12 protein-coding genes are annotated in these 14,782 nt (G+C 59.6%); all 12 read right to left on the reverse strand.

Annotation, left to right across the window (positions count from 1 at the left end):
• Positions 1 to 32 precede the first annotated feature (32 nt).
• The 12 genes from FHP24_RS02615 to FHP24_RS02670 all read right to left on the reverse strand — a co-directional run bounded on the left by FHP24_RS02615 (position 33) and on the right by FHP24_RS02670 (position 14,757).
• Positions 33 to 1,703 carry a ribonuclease J gene (locus tag FHP24_RS02615; RefSeq protein ID WP_139672448.1) on the reverse strand — a complete coding sequence of 557 codons (1,671 nt, stop codon included), beginning with the start codon at positions 1,701 to 1,703 and terminating at the stop codon, positions 33 to 35.
• Between the two features lie 8 nt (positions 1,704 to 1,711).
• Positions 1,712 to 2,482 (reverse strand): biotin--[acetyl-CoA-carboxylase] ligase, encoded by a 771-nt coding sequence (locus tag FHP24_RS02620; protein WP_139672451.1) that lies wholly within the window; start codon positions 2,480 to 2,482, stop codon positions 1,712 to 1,714.
• Between the two features lie 2 nt (positions 2,483 to 2,484).
• Positions 2,485 to 3,927: an NADH-quinone oxidoreductase subunit NuoN gene (gene nuoN, locus FHP24_RS02625; protein ID WP_139672454.1), complete on the reverse strand. Its 1,443-nt coding sequence runs from the start codon at positions 3,925 to 3,927 to the stop codon at positions 2,485 to 2,487.
• Between the two features lie 19 nt (positions 3,928 to 3,946).
• Positions 3,947 to 5,458 (reverse strand): NADH-quinone oxidoreductase subunit M, encoded by a 1,512-nt coding sequence (locus FHP24_RS02630; protein ID WP_139672457.1) that lies wholly within the window; start codon positions 5,456 to 5,458, stop codon positions 3,947 to 3,949.
• A complete protein-coding gene (nuoL, locus tag FHP24_RS02635; RefSeq protein ID WP_139672462.1) occupies positions 5,458 to 7,449 on the reverse strand; it encodes an NADH-quinone oxidoreductase subunit L in 1,992 nt (663 codons plus the stop codon). Before nuoL ends, FHP24_RS02630 begins: the two co-directional genes overlap by 1 nt.
• Positions 7,450 to 7,456: 7 nt before the next feature.
• Entirely contained in the window at positions 7,457 to 7,765 is a 309-nt protein-coding gene (gene nuoK, locus FHP24_RS02640) for an NADH-quinone oxidoreductase subunit NuoK (protein WP_139672465.1), read from the reverse strand.
• Positions 7,766 to 7,790: 25 nt separating this feature from the next.
• Complete coding sequence (locus tag FHP24_RS02645) at positions 7,791 to 8,405, reverse strand: NADH-quinone oxidoreductase subunit J (RefSeq protein ID WP_139672468.1); 615 nt, start codon at positions 8,403 to 8,405, stop codon at positions 7,791 to 7,793.
• 121 nt (positions 8,406 to 8,526) lie between these two features.
• Entirely contained in the window at positions 8,527 to 9,015 is a 489-nt protein-coding gene (gene nuoI / locus FHP24_RS02650) for an NADH-quinone oxidoreductase subunit NuoI (protein ID WP_139672471.1), read from the reverse strand.
• Between the two features lie 39 nt (positions 9,016 to 9,054).
• Positions 9,055 to 10,098 carry an NADH-quinone oxidoreductase subunit NuoH gene (nuoH, locus tag FHP24_RS02655; RefSeq protein ID WP_139672474.1) on the reverse strand — a complete coding sequence of 348 codons (1,044 nt, stop codon included), beginning with the start codon at positions 10,096 to 10,098 and terminating at the stop codon, positions 9,055 to 9,057.
• Between the two features lie 7 nt (positions 10,099 to 10,105).
• Positions 10,106 to 12,187: an NADH-quinone oxidoreductase subunit NuoG gene (gene nuoG / locus FHP24_RS02660; RefSeq protein WP_139672479.1), complete on the reverse strand. Its 2,082-nt coding sequence runs from the start codon at positions 12,185 to 12,187 to the stop codon at positions 10,106 to 10,108.
• A gap of 89 nt (positions 12,188 to 12,276) precedes the next feature.
• Positions 12,277 to 13,581 carry an NADH-quinone oxidoreductase subunit NuoF gene (gene nuoF, locus FHP24_RS02665; protein ID WP_139672482.1) on the reverse strand — a complete coding sequence of 435 codons (1,305 nt, stop codon included), beginning with the start codon at positions 13,579 to 13,581 and terminating at the stop codon, positions 12,277 to 12,279.
• A gap of 9 nt (positions 13,582 to 13,590) precedes the next feature.
• Positions 13,591 to 14,757: an NADH-quinone oxidoreductase subunit E gene (locus FHP24_RS02670; protein ID WP_139672485.1), complete on the reverse strand. Its 1,167-nt coding sequence runs from the start codon at positions 14,755 to 14,757 to the stop codon at positions 13,591 to 13,593.
• Between the last annotated feature and the right edge of the window lie 25 nt (positions 14,758 to 14,782).

Genomic DNA, 14,782 nt, shown 5'->3' on the forward strand with positions numbered 1-14,782 from the left:
CAAAATCCTCCGACGGCAACCTCCCCAATCCCTTACTGCACTCTCGTCACGAAAACCGTGACGACCGGCTTTTTGCCCCAGGCGATGTTGGTTGCGGAGCGCACGGCGCGGCGGACGGATTCCCGTACCGTGTCGAGATCCTTACGGCGGGTGCGCGGAATGCTTTCGACGGCGCCAAGCACGGCATCATAGAGCCCGTCATCCATATCCTCACCTTCGTCATCGAATTCCGGCAGGCCGTAAGAGACGAGGTCCGGGTCGGCGAGGAATTCGTAACGGGCATCGAGAAGGATGTTGACCGACACATGACCGGCAAAGGACAGCTTGCGGCGGTCGCCGATGGCCATCTCGTCGAAATCGCCGATCAGTTTGCCGTCCTTGAAGATACGGCCATGCGGCACTTCGTCGATAACTTCGGCAGGACCGGGAGCAAGCCGCAGGACGTTACCGTTGCGGACACGCGGGATCGTCGCAATGCCGGCAGAAGCGCCCAGTTCGGCCTGCGCGGTCAGATGAGCGGCTTCACCGTGAACGGGGACAAGGATCTGCGGACGGGTCCATGCGTACATCTGCAGCAGTTCGTTGCGGCGTGGGTGGCCGGAGACGTGAACCAGTGCATCCGTATCGGTGACGATCTTGATGCCCTGTTCGATCAGCGCGTTCTTGATCTCGATAATCGGCTTTTCGTTGCCGGGAATGGTGCGGGACGAAAAGACGACCGTGTCGCCCTTGGTGAGCGCCACGTGACGCATCTCGTCGCGGGAAATCTTGGCGAGCGCTGCGCGGGACTCGCCCTGGCTGCCGGTCAGGATGACGACGACCTTGTCGCGCGGGATGTAGCCGTATTCGTCTTCAGCGAGGAAGGGTTTGAGGCCTTCCATGATGCCGATATCCTGTGCGACGTTGACGACACGCTTCAGCGACGAACCGAGCAGCAGGACTTCACGCCCGGCTGCGTTGGCAGCTTCCGCGATCGAGCGGATACGACCGACATTCGACGAGAAAGTGGTGACGGCCACCCTGCCCTCAGCTTCCTCGATGACCTTTTGAAGGCCTTTCGAGACTTCCTCTTCCGATGGCGAAACGCCTTCGCGCATGGCATTGGTACTGTCGCACATCAGCGCCAGAACGCCTTCGTCGCCGATGGCGCGGAAACGGTCCTCGTCGGTCAACGGCCCGAGCGTCGGCCTTGCGTCGATCTTCCAGTCGCCGGTATGGACGACATTGCCGAGCGGCGTGCGGATGACGAGCGACATGGGTTCAGGGATCGAGTGGTTGACGCCGACGGCCTCGATCTCGAACGGGCCGACATTGATACGATCGCCGGCCTTAAAGATGGTGATCGGGATTTCCGCCCGGTCGCCTTCGTATTTGCGCTTTGCCTCCAGCATGCCGGCGGTAAACGGCGAGGCATAGACCGGCACGTTGAGGCCCGGCCACAGATCGTTCATCGCGCCGTAATGGTCCTCATGCGCATGGGTGATGATCATGCCCTTGAGATTGTTGCGCTGTGAGGCGAGGAAACGGATATCGGGAAGGACGAGGTCAACGCCCGGAAGATCCGGACCCGGGAAGGTCACACCGCAATCGACCATGATCCACTGGCGCTTCTCAGCCGGTCCATAACCGTAGAGAGCGAGGTTCATGCCGATCTCGCCCACGCCGCCCAGCGGCAGAAACACCAGTTCGTCTTGCTTAGCCATTCTTCTTCTTATTCCGTTCTTGTAAAGAATACATCCCCTGCCGCGATCGGCAGGACTTGTCCACCCCCCATGTCGAGTAACAGCAGGCCGCCATCGTCGATACCGGCGAACCGTCCCTCGAGTGACCTGTCGGGAAGATTGACGGTGATACGCTCGCCAACGCCGCAGGCGACCTCCCGCCAGCGACGAACGATCCCGGCCGTGCCTCGTCCTTCATCCCACAGTTCGAGTGCAAGCGCCATGGATTGATAGAGATGGGCAAAAAGTTCGTCCGGCGTAATCGCCGCACCGTGATCGACAAGACGCGTAACGCCGTAAGGTGCACTGTCGGGCATGTGGCGGATATTGATGCCGATGCCGATGACCAAGGCCCTTCGGCCATCAGCCAACGGCTCTCCCTCAAGAAGAATACCGCAGGTCTTGCTGCGATTGATGAGGATATCGTTCGGCCACTTCACCTGAAGCGCGGCGTCGCCGGGCGGCAAAACCGCCTTCACGGCATCATGAACCGCCACCGCCACGGCAAGCGGCAAAGAAGCAACGCGCTCCATGGGGGCCGGGTCGATCAGGAGCAAAGAGGCGTAAAGATTGCCGGGTTCTGAGGTCCAGGCACGGCCACGCCGGCCGCGGCCTTCAGTCTGGCGGGCAGCAGTCACCCACAACAAACCGGGATCGCCCGCGCGAGCGCGGGCGAGACACTCGCTGTTGGTCGAGCCGATGTCGTCCAAGGCCACATGACGGAAAGCTTCGAGCGAGAAGCGGCTCTTCTCTCCCGCCATCCTCAGAAGAACGACCGTGCTGCTGCATCCGCTGCAGAACCGATCGGGCCGCCGTACAGGATGTAGGTCGTGATCAGCAGGCCGGAAATGCCGAATATGAAGCGCAGCTCGCCGGGGGTGCGTTCGAACTCGCCCTTCGGCTCATCGAACCACATCAGCTTGACGATGCGCAGATAGTAGTAGGCTGCGACGACCGAGGTGAGGAAGCCCACGACGGCAAGGGTGAAGAGGCCCGCTTCGACGGCTGCAAGGAAGACGTAATACTTGGCGAAGAAGCCGGCAAGCGGCGGAATGCCAGCCATGGAGAACATCTGCGCCGTCAGTACCACCGCCATGAACGGCTTTCTGGCAAAGAGGCCGGCAAGCTCGTCGATCTCCTCGACATAGGTGCCGTCCGGGCGGCGCATCGACATGATGCAGGCGAAAGTGCCGAAAGACATCATCATGTAGATGAGCATGTAGAGGGCGACACCGGACACGCCGCTTTCGCTGCCTGCCGACAGACCGACAAGCGCAAAGCCCATATGACCGATGGAGGAATAGGCCATCAGGCGCTTGATGTTCTTCTGGCCGACGGCGGCAAACGAGCCGAGCATCATTGAGGCGATCGCGACGAAAACGATGATCTGGCGCCAGTCGCTGATCAGCGGTAGGAAGGTTTCCGAGGTGAGACGGATCAGGATCGCCATGGCGGCGATCTTCGGACCGGCTGCAAAGAAGGCGGTGACGGGGGTCGGGGCACCTTCATAAACGTCCGGCGTCCACATGTGGAAAGGAACCGCGGAAATCTTGAAGCAGGCGCCGGCGAGCATGAAGACCATGCCGAAGACGAGACCGAGGCCACGGGGTTCCGAAGACAGAACGGTGGCGATTTCCTGGAAGCCGGTATTGCCGGTGAAGCCGTAGACCAGCGACATGCCGTAGAGCAGCATGCCCGAGGAAAGCGCACCGAGGACGAAATATTTCAGGCCCGCTTCCGTCGAGCGCAGGCTGTCACGATTGAACGCGGCAACGACATACAGCGCCAGCGACATCAGCTCGAGGCCGAGATAGAAAGCGATCAGGTCGTTTGCCGAGATCAGCAGCAGCATGCCGAGCGTCGAGAGGACGAGAAGGATAGGATACTCGATCTTGTCGAGCTGCATGGCCCTGCCCTGAACGGCAGACATGGCAAGCGCAAAAATCGAGCCGGCGATCGCCGCGACCTTCATGAAGCGCGCAAACGGATCGACGATGAAGGCACCGCCAAAGGCTTCGCCATTACCGGTGGAGACCGTGATCAGCAATCCGACGACGGCGAGAAGTGCGATGGACAGCCCGGAGATGAGCTGGTTCGACTTTTCGCCGATAAAGACACCCATCATGAGAAGCACAAGTGCTCCGACCGCCAGGATGATTTCGGGCAGGGCCAGCTGCAGACTTTGAGAGAAGAGTTCAGGAGTCATAGTCTTATCTGTCCCGTCATCATTTCGCAGCCTGAGCGGCGGTCGCCACGGCCTCGATGGCCGAATGGTAATTGGTTACAATTCTGTCGACAGTCGCTGCGGAGGCATCGAAGACCGGCGCAGGATAGATGCCGAAAAAGATGGTCACAACGATCAGCGGCCAGACGATGCAGTGCTCGCGGAAGGAGATGTCCACAAGGCCCTGCATCAGGGGCGATTTTGCCTGACCGAAGATCATGCGGCGATAGAGCCACAGCATGTAGGCAGCGGAAAGAACGACACCCGTAGTGGCGAAAAACGCCGTCCAAACACTGACACGGAAGACACCGACCGTCGCCAGGAATTCACCGACAAAGGCGGAGGTACCGGGCAAGCCGACATTGGCCATGGTGAAGATCAGGAAGGCCAATGCATATTTCGGCATGCGATGGACGAGGCCGCCGTAATCATTGACGTTACGCGTGTGGGTGCGCTCGTAGACGATACCGACGCAGAGGAACAGCGCGCCGGAGATGACGCCGTGCGACAGCATCTGGAAAATCGCACCGTGCAGACCCTGCTGGTTGACCGCGAAAATGGCCATCGTCACGTAACCCATATGGGCGACGGAGGAATAGGCGATCATCTTCTTGATGTCGGTCTGCATCAGGGCGACGAGCGAGGCATAGATGATGGCGATGACCGACAGCGTCAGGATCATCGGTGTAAAGTAGTCGGAGGCCAGCGGAAACATCGGCAGCGAGAAGCGCAGGAAGCCGTAGCCGCCGAACTTCAGAAGCAGAGCCGCAAGGTCGACCGAACCTGCGGTCGGGGCTTCGACGTGCGCATCCGGCAACCAGGTGTGGAACGGCCACATCGGCACCTTGACGGCAAACGACAGGAAGAAGGCAAGGAACAGCCAGAACTGCATTTCCGGCGAGAACTTGTAGGCGAGCAGAACCGGAATGGAGGTGGTGCCGACCTCCGCATACATGACCAGGATGCCGACCAGCATGAAGACCGAACCGGCGAGCGTATAAAGGAAGAACTTCATCGACGCATAGATGCGACGCGGTCCGCCCCAGACGCCGATGATCAGGAACATCGGGATCAAGCTTGCCTCGAAGAAGACGTAGAAAAGCACCAGGTCCATCGACACGAAGACGCCGACGATCAGCACTTCCAGAACCAGGAAGGCGATCATGTATTCACGCGCATGCAGCGTGATCGCCTTCCAGCTGGTCAAAACACCGAACGGCATGAGGAAGGTCGCCAGCACGACGAACATGACGGAAAGGCCGTCGACGCCGATATGATAGCTGACACCCTTGCCGAGCCAGTAATACTGCTCGACCATCTGGTAGTCGGCACTGCTACCGTCGAAACCGTACCAGACGAACAGCGACAGAAGGAAGGTGATGATCGTCGTGATCAACGAGATGATCATGACGTTCTGGCGACCGTCGTCGGTGTCGTCGCGGGTGAACACCAGCAACAGGACGCCCACCATCGGGAGGAAGGTGACCGTGGAAAGAATAGGCCAATCGGTCATCAGACAGAACTCCCGAGCATCATCCAGGTAATCAGGGCAGCGACGCCGAGCAGCATCGTGAAGGCGTAGTGATAGAGGTAACCGGTCTGCAGGCGCACGACGCGGTTGGCAGTGTCAACCACCCGGGCAGCGACGCCGTTCGGTCCGAAGTGGTCGATCGTGCCGACATCGACCTTCTGCCAGAAGAAGCGGCCGAGTGCCTTGGCGGAGCGGACGAACAGGAAGTCGTAAAGTTCGTCGAAATACCACTTGTTGAGCAAGAACTTGTAGAGGCCCGGCTGGGCCGCCGCGAGCCTCTTCGGCGTTTCCGGCGACTTGATGTAGAAGTACCAGGCGGTGACGAAGCCGATCAGCATGGCGATGAAGGGCGAAAGCGCCACCAGCGCCGGCACGTGATGGAACTCTTCGAGGAGTTCGTTGTGTTCGGCCGTGAACAAAGCGCCCTTCCAGAACTCGGCATAGGCTTCGCCGTAGAAGTAACCTTCGAAGATTACGCCTGCGAGCACCGCACCGATGGCCAGGACATAGAGCGGCACGAGCATGACGTTCGGGCTTTCATGCACATGATGCATGACCTCGTGGCTCGCCCTCTCCTTGCCGAAGAAGGTGAGGAAGGCCAGGCGCCAGGAATAGAAGCTGGTGAACAGCGCCGCGATGACGAGCATCGTGAAGGCAAAACCCGAAACTGCCGAGTGCGACGCATAGGCCGCTTCGATGATGACGTCCTTGGAGAAGAATCCGGCAAAACCGATCGGGGTGAACGGGATGCCGACGCCGGTCAGCGCCAGCGTGCCGATTGTCATCATCCAGAAAGTGACGGGAATATGTTTTCTCAGACCACCCATTTTGCGCATGTCCTGCTCGCCATCGACGGCATGGATGACCGAGCCGGCGCATAGGAACAACAGAGCCTTGAAGAAGGCGTGGGTGAAGAGGTGGAAGATCGCTGCGCCATAAGCGCCAACGCCGAGCGCCACGAACATGTAGCCGAGCTGCGAGCAGGTCGAATAAGCGATGACGCGTTTGATGTCGTTTTGCACCAGGCCAACGGTTGCCGCAAAAAAGGCGGTAATCGCGCCGACGATGGTGACCACGGTCAGCGCATCCGGCGAGTGTTCAAACAGCGGCGACATGCGCGCGACGAGGAAGACGCCGGCGGTGACCATGGTTGCCGCATGGATGAGAGCCGAGACCGGGGTCGGGCCTTCCATCGCGTCAGGCAGCCAGGTGTGGAGCAGGAACTGCGCCGACTTGCCCATCGCGCCCATGAAGAGCAGCAGGCAGGCGGCGGTAAGCGCACCTTCGCGGGAAAGCGTCAGACCGAAGACGTTGAGGACGACGCGAGCGGCGTCCGGTGAACCTTCGACGGGAATATAGGTGCCGGCATTGGCAAAGATCGTTTCGAAATTGATCGAGCCGAACATGACGAAGACGGCGGCGATGCCGAGCATGAAGCCGAAGTCACCGACGCGGTTGACGATGAAGGCCTTCATGGCAGCAGCGTTTGCCGAGGGGCGGTCGTACCAGAAGCCGATCAGCAGATAGGATGCGAGACCGACGCCTTCCCAACCGAAGAACATCTGTAGGAGGTTGTCCGACGTGATCAGCATCAGCATCGTGAAGGTGAACAGCGACAGATAGGCAAAGAAGCGCGGACGGTGCGGATCGGTATGCATGTAGCCGATGGAATAGGCATGCACGAGGAAGGAGACCGTGTTGACGACGACGAACATGACCGCCGTTAGCGTATCGATGCGAAGCGCCCAGAAGACGTCGATGTTGCCGGACTGGATCCAGCGCAGGACCTCGATGCTCATGGTTTCCTGGGAACCGAGCGCCACCTGGAAAAAGACGATCCAGGACAGGACGACGACAATCGCCATCAGTCCGCAGGTGATGAATTCCGAGGCCTTGGCGCCGATCTGGCGGCCGAAAAGGCCAGCGATCAGGAAGCCGACCAAAGGAAGGAAGACGATAAGCTTGTAGATCATAACCCGATCAGCCCTTCATCACATTGACGTCGTCGACGGCGATCGAGCCGCGGTTGCGGTAGAAGACGACTAGAATTGCAAGACCGATGGCGGCTTCCGCAGCCGCGACGGTCAGAATGAACAACGCAAAGACCTGGCCGACGATGTCGTTCAGGAAGGAGGAGAAGGCCACCATGTTGATATTGACCGAGAGCAGGATGAGCTCGATCGACATCAGGATGATGATGACATTCTTGCGGTTGAGGAAGATCCCGAAAACGCCGAGCGTGAAGAGGATGGCGCTGACCGTGAGATAGTGGGAAAGACCGATTTCCATTTTTCTGTTCCTTTTTCCCGCTTCCTCAGAGGCCCTGGCCCGGCTTGACCTTGACCACCTCGACGGCGGTTTCGGGCGTACGGGCGACCTGGCGTGAAATATCCTGACGCTTGACGTTCTCGCGGTGACGCAAGGTCAGCACGATCGCACCGATCATGGCGACCAGAAGCACCATGCCGGAGATCTGGAAGAAATAGACATAGTGGGTATAGAGCACGTCACCGAGGGCTGCCGTATTGGTGCGTTCCGCCGGGTTGGGGATCGGCATGGTGATCGACTGCGCGGCATCCGGCGACAGCACGCTCGAGCCGATCACGAGGATCAGTTCGGCGCCGACGATCAGACCGACCAGAAGCCCGATCGGCGCATATTGCAGCACACCGGATCTCAGTTCGGCGAAATCGATGTCGAGCATCATCACGACGAAGAGGAAAAGAACCGCCACCGCGCCGATATAGACGACCAGCAGGATCATCGCGAGGAATTCGGCCCCCGTCAGCAGAAAGAGGCCTGCCGAATTGAAAAAGACCACAATGAGGAAGAGAACCGAATGGACCGGGTTCTTGGACGAAATGACCATGAACGCCGACGCAATGGCGACGAACGCGAACAGATAGAAGAATAGTGCCTGCAGACCCATCGTGGTGCCTTCTCGTCCCTCGTCGAGATCGGGCTTTTCGCCCTACCCGCCTGTCCGGTGCCGTGCGGCGCCGGTATGAATTTCAATGAGCCGGACGCTTTAAGCCCCCGGCGAATGCGCCTTAACGGTAAGGCGCATCCATTGCGATGTTGCGGGCAATTTCGCGTTCCCAGCGATCGCCGTTTTCAAGAAGCCGTGCCTTGTCGAAATAAAGCTCTTCGCGGGTTTCCGTCGAGAACTCGAAATTCGGGCCTTCGACGATCGCGTCGACCGGGCATGCTTCCTGGCAGAAGCCGCAATAGATGCACTTCACCATATCGATATCGTAACGGACCGTGCGGCGGGTGCCGTCATTGCGGCGCGGACCAGCCTCGATGGTGATCGCCTGAGCAGGACAGATCGCCTCACACAGCTTGCAGGCGATGCAACGCTCCTCGCCGTTCGGGTACCGGCGCAAAGCATGCTCGCCACGGAAGCGCGGTGAAACCGGCCCCTTTTCGAACGGATAGTTGATCGTGGCCTTCTGCTTGAAGAAGTACTTCATCGACAGGAAAAAGGCGCCGACAAACTCCTTCAGGAACAGCGAGTTGATAGCCTGTGCAATAGCCATCTTATTCTCCAATGATGCCAAGAGACGGATTGGTCATGATCATGCCCATCCCGTCAGTTTCAGCACGAATGCAACGATGATCAGCATGACAAGCGACAGCGGAAGGAAGACCTTCCAGCCGAGGCGCATGAGCTGGTCATAACGGTAGCGCGGTACGAATGCCTTCACCATGGCGATCATAAAGAAGACCATCGAGCCCTTGAGCACGAACCAGATGATACCCGGCACCCAGTTGAGGATGGCGATATCGACCGGCGGCAGCCAGCCTCCGAGAAAGAGAATCGTCGTCAGCGAGCAGACCATGAGGATGGCGGCATATTCGCTGAGCATCAGCATCATGTAAGGCGCCGAGCCGTATTCGACCATGTAACCGGCGACCAGTTCGGATTCCGCTTCCGGAAGATCGAAAGGCGGACGGTTGGTTTCGGCGAGGCCCGAGATGAAGAAGATCACGAACAGTGGGAACAGCGACAGCCAATGCCAGTCGAGGAAGGAGTTCGGCAGACCAAGCTTGGTGCCGAGGCCGTCCTGCTGCGACATGACGATATCCGTCAGGTTCAGCGAGCCGACGCAGAGGAGCACTGCAACAATGACGAAACCGATCGATACTTCGTAAGACACCATCTGTGCCGCAGAGCGGAGCGCACCGAGGAACGGGTATTTGGAGTTCGATGCCCAGCCCGCCATGATGATCCCGTAGACTTCCAAAGACGAGATCGCAAAGACGTAGAGGATGCCGACATTGATGTCGGAAATAACCCAGCCGGCACTGAGCGGAATGACCGCCCAGGTGGCGAGCGCCAGCGTCACGGAGACGAGCGGGGCCAGAAGGAAGACTGCCTTATTGGCGCCAGCCGGAATGACCGGCTCCTTGAAGACGAACTTCAGAAGGTCGGCAAAGGACTGGAACAGGCCGAAAGGACCGACGATGTTGGGGCCGCGGCGCAGCTGAACGGCTGCCCAGATCTTGCGGTCGGCCAGAAGGACATAGGCGATGAAGACCAGAAGGCAGACGAGCAGCAGAAGCGACTGACCGATCATGATCAGTGCGGGCCAGCCGTAGGTCCAGAAAAACGAATCCATAGTCATATCACTCCGCCGCAGCCTGGAAATTGTTGCGGGCCAATGCCGAGCACTCGGCCATGACGGCGGAGGATCGGGCAATCGGGTTGGTCAGGTAGAAATCCTTGATCGGCGAAGAGAAGCCGCCCTTTGTCATGTCGCCGGCTTTCTGTCCAAGAGCTGCGATGTCGTTGACGGAGCCAACTGCAATTTCGTCGATTTCGGCGAAATGCGGGTGGTCCTGATAAAGCGCGGCTCGCAGCGCATAGAGGCTGTCGAAGGGCAGCTTCTTGCCGAGAACGTCGGAGAGCGCACGCAAGATCGCCCATTCCTCGCGGGCTTCGCCCGGTGCAAAACCGGCGCGGTTGCCCATCTGGACGCGGCCCTCGGTATTGACCCAGGTGCCGGACTTTTCGGTATAGGCGGCACCCGGCAGGATGATGTCAGCGTTCATCGCGCCGGCATCGCCGTGGCTGCCGATATAGATCGTCGTTTTGGCGTATTTCGCCGAGAAATTCATCTCGTCTGCGCCGAGCAGGAAGAGAACATCCATCGAGCGCAGCATGGTCGCCGCGTCAGCACCCTTGGAACCCGGAACGAAACCGAGATCGAGACCACCGACGCGCGAGGCTGCGGTATGAAGTACGGCAAAACCGTTCCACTCTTCGGTGAGCGCGCCGACCGAACCGGCAAGCTGGCTTGCCGCCTGAAGAACGGCCAGGCCATCCGGACGCGACAGAGCCCCCTGCCCTATGATGATCATCGGGTTCTTTGCGCCACGGAGTTTTTCGGCAAAGCTGTTGGCACCCGAAGCCAGATCGGAAAGCGTTTCCGGGCCGGCGCCGAGATAGTCGTAAGGGTAACGCAGCTCGCCCGCTTCGCCGATCACGCCGATCGGGAAATTGCCGCGGCGGAAGCGCTTGCGGATACGGGCATTGAGGACGGCTGCTTCGAGGCGCGGATTTGCGCCGATAATGAGCAGCGCGCCGGCCTGTTCGATACCTTCGATCGTTGGGTTGAAGATATAGCTCGAGCGGCCGAGCGACGGATCAAGCGCCGTCCCGTCCTGGCGACAGTCGAGATTTTCCGAACCGAGCGAGGCTAGAAGCTGCTTCAGCGCATACATTTCCTCGACCGAGGCGAGATCGCCGGCAATGGCACCGATCTTGTCACTCGAGGCGGCGGAAACGGCGGTCTTGACCGCGGCAAAAGCCTCACCCCAGCTGGCAGGCTGCAGGCGACCGTCCTTGCGGACGTAAGGACGATCGAGACGCTGGGTCTTTAGGCCATCCCAGATGAAGCGGGTCTTGTCGGAGATCCATTCCTCGTTCACCTGTTCGTTGATGCGCGGCATGATGCGCATGACTTCGCGGCCGCGGGTATCAACGCGGATGGCGGAGCCGACGGCATCCATGACATCGATCGATTCGGTCTTGCCGAGTTCCCACGGACGGGCGGTGAAGGCGAAAGGTTTGGAGGTGAGCGCACCGACCGGGCACAGATCGACGACGTTGCCCTGCAACTCGGAGGTCATGGCCTGTTCGAGATAGGTGGTGATCTCGGCATCCTCGCCGCGACCGATCAGGCCGAGTTCGGAAATGCCGCCGACTTCCGTGGTGAAACGGACGCAGCGCGTGCAATGGATGCAGCGGTTCATCACCGTCTTGACCAGCGGGCCGATATATTTGTCTTCGACGGCGCGCTTGTTTTCACCGTAGCGCGAGCTGTCGATACCGAAGGCCATTGCCTGGTCCTGCAGGTCGCATTCGCCGCCCTGGTCGCAGATTGGGCAATCCAGCGGATGGTTGATCAGCAGGAATTCCATCACGCCTTCGCGGGCCTTTTTGACCATCGGCGTATTGGTGAAGATTTCCGGCAGTTCGCCGTTCGGGCCGCCGCGGATATCGCGCACGCCCATGGCGCAGGAGGCCGTCGGCTTTGGCGGACCACCCTTTACCTCGATCAGACACATGCGGCAGTTGCCCGCCACGGACAGACGCTCATGGAAACAAAAGCGCGGAATCTCGGCTCCTGCTTCCTCGCATGCCTGGAGCAGCGTGAAATGGTCAGGAACTTCGATTTCGTTGCCGTCAACCTTCAGCTTTGCCATCGTATCACTTACGTCCTGTGTTCAACCCGAGCCGTTCAAACCCGGAAATAGTGCATTTCAACAACCGAAAACCCTGCTTTTTGCAGGCCTTATTCGGCCGCCTCCATGACGGCGCCTTCAGACGTCGCATTGTAGGTATATTGGTCGATCCGCGCTTCGATTTCGGCGCGGAAATTGCGGATCAGGCCCTGGATCGGCCATGCGGCCGCGTCGCCGAGCGCGCAGATCGTGTGACCCTCGACCTGTTTGGAAACCTGGAACAGCATGTCGATTTCGCGCTTCTGGGCGTTTCCACGCACCATGCGTTCCATCAGACGCATCATCCAGCCGGTGCCTTCGCGGCACGGCGTGCACTGGCCGCAGCTTTCATGCTTGAAGAAGGCCGCGATACGCCAGATCGCCTTAATGACGTCCGTCGACTTGTCCATGACGATCATGCCGCCGGTGCCGAAGGAGGATTTCACCTCGCGCATGCCGTCGAAATCCATGATCGCATCGGCCATGTCTTCGCCGCGCACGATCGGGCAGGATGCGCCGCCGGGAATGACGGCAAGCAGGTTATCCCAGCCGCCGCGGATGCCGCCGCAATGGGTTTCGATGATTTCGCGGAACGAATGCCCCATTGCCTCTTCGAATGTGCAGGGGCGCTCGACATGGCCGGAAACCATGAACAGTTTGGTGCCGACATTGTTGGCACGGCCGATCGAGGAAAACCAGGACGCGCCGCGACGCAGGATGGTCGGCGCGACCGAGATCGATTCGACGTTGTTGACGGTGGTCGGGCAGCCATAGAGGCCCATGTTCGCCGGGAACGGCGGCTTCATGCGCGGCTGGCCCTTCTTGCCCTCGAGGCTTTCGAGAAGCGCCGTTTCTTCACCGCAGATATAGGCGCCGGCGCCGTGATGCACGACGATGTCGTAATCCCAGCCATGGACAGTGTTCTTGCCGAGCAGGCCGGCCTCGTAGCATTCATCGATCGCTGCCTGCAGCGCTTCACGTTCGCGCATATATTCGCCGCGGACATAGATGAAGGCGGTGTGGGCGCCCATGGCGAAACCGGCGATCACGCAGCCTTCGATCAGCGTATGCGGATCGTTGCGCAGGATTTCACGGTCCTTGCAGGTGCCCGGCTCGGATTCGTCGGCGTTGACGACGAGATAATGCGGGCGACCATCCGATTCCTTCGGCATGAAGGACCATTTGAGACCGGTCGGGAAGCCTGCACCACCACGTCCACGAAGGCCAGATGCCTTCATCTCGTTGATGATCCAGTCCCTGCCCTTCTCGATGATGATCTTGGTGCCGTCCCAATGGCCACGGCTCATCGCGCCCTTCAGGGACTTGTCCTTGAGGCCGTAGATATTGGTGAAGATGCGATCTTGATCTTTAAGCATGTCTCACCCTCACCGCGGCTTCTTGCCGAAGACTTTAATGTATTCGGCTTCGCCACCCTTGGCGAGCGCCTCTGCCTGCTTGATCCAGTCGTCGCGGTCGATGCGGCCCTTGAAATTCAGGTAACCGTCCACCCATTCACGCTCAGCCTTCTCCCACGATGCAACTTGCGCAAACGTGTAGATACCGAGTTCGTGAAGCGTACCCTCGATTTTCGGACCAACACCGGAAATCAGCTTCAGGTCATCGACTTCAGCCGGCTTTTCGATACCTTTCGGGCGGTTCTTGTCGTCCAGCGAGGGCTTTTCCGACTTTGTGCTGGACGCGGGCGAAGCCGTCGTAGTTGGCTCGGACTTGACCGGTTCGGCCTTGGCCGTCCCTGCCGGCGGCTCCTGCTCGGTGGCTTTTGCATTTGCTTCAGCCGCCTTCGGCGCCGTCACAGGGGTTTTGAGCTTCGGATCGGTCTCAGGCGCCGTATCTTTCGGCTTGGCTGCTTCTGCGGGCGGCACGGGTGCTGCATCGACAGGGGTTTCCGGCTGCGGCTCGAGATTGGTGCGCACCGGCTTGATATCGTCGTTGAGCGTCACCGCACCGCCGATTGGCGCGGACTGGTGACGGTCGATCTGCGGGCCGGTCTTGATTTCGGCGCCCTTGCCTGCTTCGAAGGCATCGATGATTTCTTCGAGACGCGCGGGCGTCAGATCCTCGTAGGCATCCTTAAAGATGATGACCATCGGTGCGTTGACGCAAGCGCCCTGACACTCGACCTCTTCCCAGGAAAGTGTGCCATCGGCATTTGGCTGCAGCGGATCTTGGTGGATCTTGTTGCGACAGACCTTGATCAGCTCTTCGGCGCCGCGCAGCATGCAGGGCGTTGTGCCGCAGACCTGGATATGGGCGCGGGTGCCGATCGGCTTGAGCTGGAACTGGGTGTAGAAGGTCGCCACTTCCATGACGCGGATATAGGCCATGTCGAGCTTGGCTGCGACATGCTCGATCGTGGCGCGGGTGACCCAGCCTTCCTGCTCCTGCGCACGCATCAGCAGCGGGATGACGGCAGACTGCTGCCGGCCTTCCGGATATTTCCTGATCGTTGCCTCGGCCCAGGCCGCGTTCTCTTCGTTGAAGGCGAAGTTAGCGGGCTGGAACTGTTCTTCGGCTAGTCGACGAACGGACATTCTTTCTCACGCCTTATCAGTTTAT

Origin of the sequence: Aliirhizobium smilacinae, assembly GCF_006335145.1 — a bacterium.
GTDB classification, from domain to species: domain Bacteria; phylum Pseudomonadota; class Alphaproteobacteria; order Rhizobiales; family Rhizobiaceae; genus Neorhizobium; species Neorhizobium smilacinae.

What these genes read in the sequence shown, in the direction of transcription:
- FHP24_RS02615 (WP_139672448.1), bottom strand. Translation starts at nt 1,703, where the DNA reads ATGGCTAAGCAAGACGAACTGGTGTTTCTGCCGCTGGGCGGCGTGGGC.
- FHP24_RS02620 (WP_139672451.1), bottom strand. Translation starts at nt 2,482, where the DNA reads ATGGCGGGAGAGAAGAGCCGCTTCTCGCTCGAAGCTTTCCGTCATGTG.
- nuoN (WP_139672454.1), bottom strand. Translation starts at nt 3,927, where the DNA reads ATGACTCCTGAACTCTTCTCTCAAAGTCTGCAGCTGGCCCTGCCCGAA.
- FHP24_RS02630 (WP_139672457.1), bottom strand. Translation starts at nt 5,458, where the DNA reads ATGACCGATTGGCCTATTCTTTCCACGGTCACCTTCCTCCCGATGGTG.
- nuoL (WP_139672462.1), bottom strand. Translation starts at nt 7,449, where the DNA reads ATGATCTACAAGCTTATCGTCTTCCTTCCTTTGGTCGGCTTCCTGATC.
- nuoK (WP_139672465.1), bottom strand. Translation starts at nt 7,765, where the DNA reads ATGGAAATCGGTCTTTCCCACTATCTCACGGTCAGCGCCATCCTCTTC.
- FHP24_RS02645 (WP_139672468.1), bottom strand. Translation starts at nt 8,405, where the DNA reads ATGGGTCTGCAGGCACTATTCTTCTATCTGTTCGCGTTCGTCGCCATT.
- nuoI (WP_139672471.1), bottom strand. Translation starts at nt 9,015, where the DNA reads ATGGCTATTGCACAGGCTATCAACTCGCTGTTCCTGAAGGAGTTTGTC.
- nuoH (WP_139672474.1), bottom strand. Translation starts at nt 10,098, where the DNA reads ATGGATTCGTTTTTCTGGACCTACGGCTGGCCCGCACTGATCATGATC.
- nuoG (WP_139672479.1), bottom strand. Translation starts at nt 12,187, where the DNA reads ATGGCAAAGCTGAAGGTTGACGGCAACGAAATCGAAGTTCCTGACCAT.
- nuoF (WP_139672482.1), bottom strand. Translation starts at nt 13,581, where the DNA reads ATGCTTAAAGATCAAGATCGCATCTTCACCAATATCTACGGCCTCAAG.
- FHP24_RS02670 (WP_139672485.1), bottom strand. Translation starts at nt 14,757, where the DNA reads ATGTCCGTTCGTCGACTAGCCGAAGAACAGTTCCAGCCCGCTAACTTC.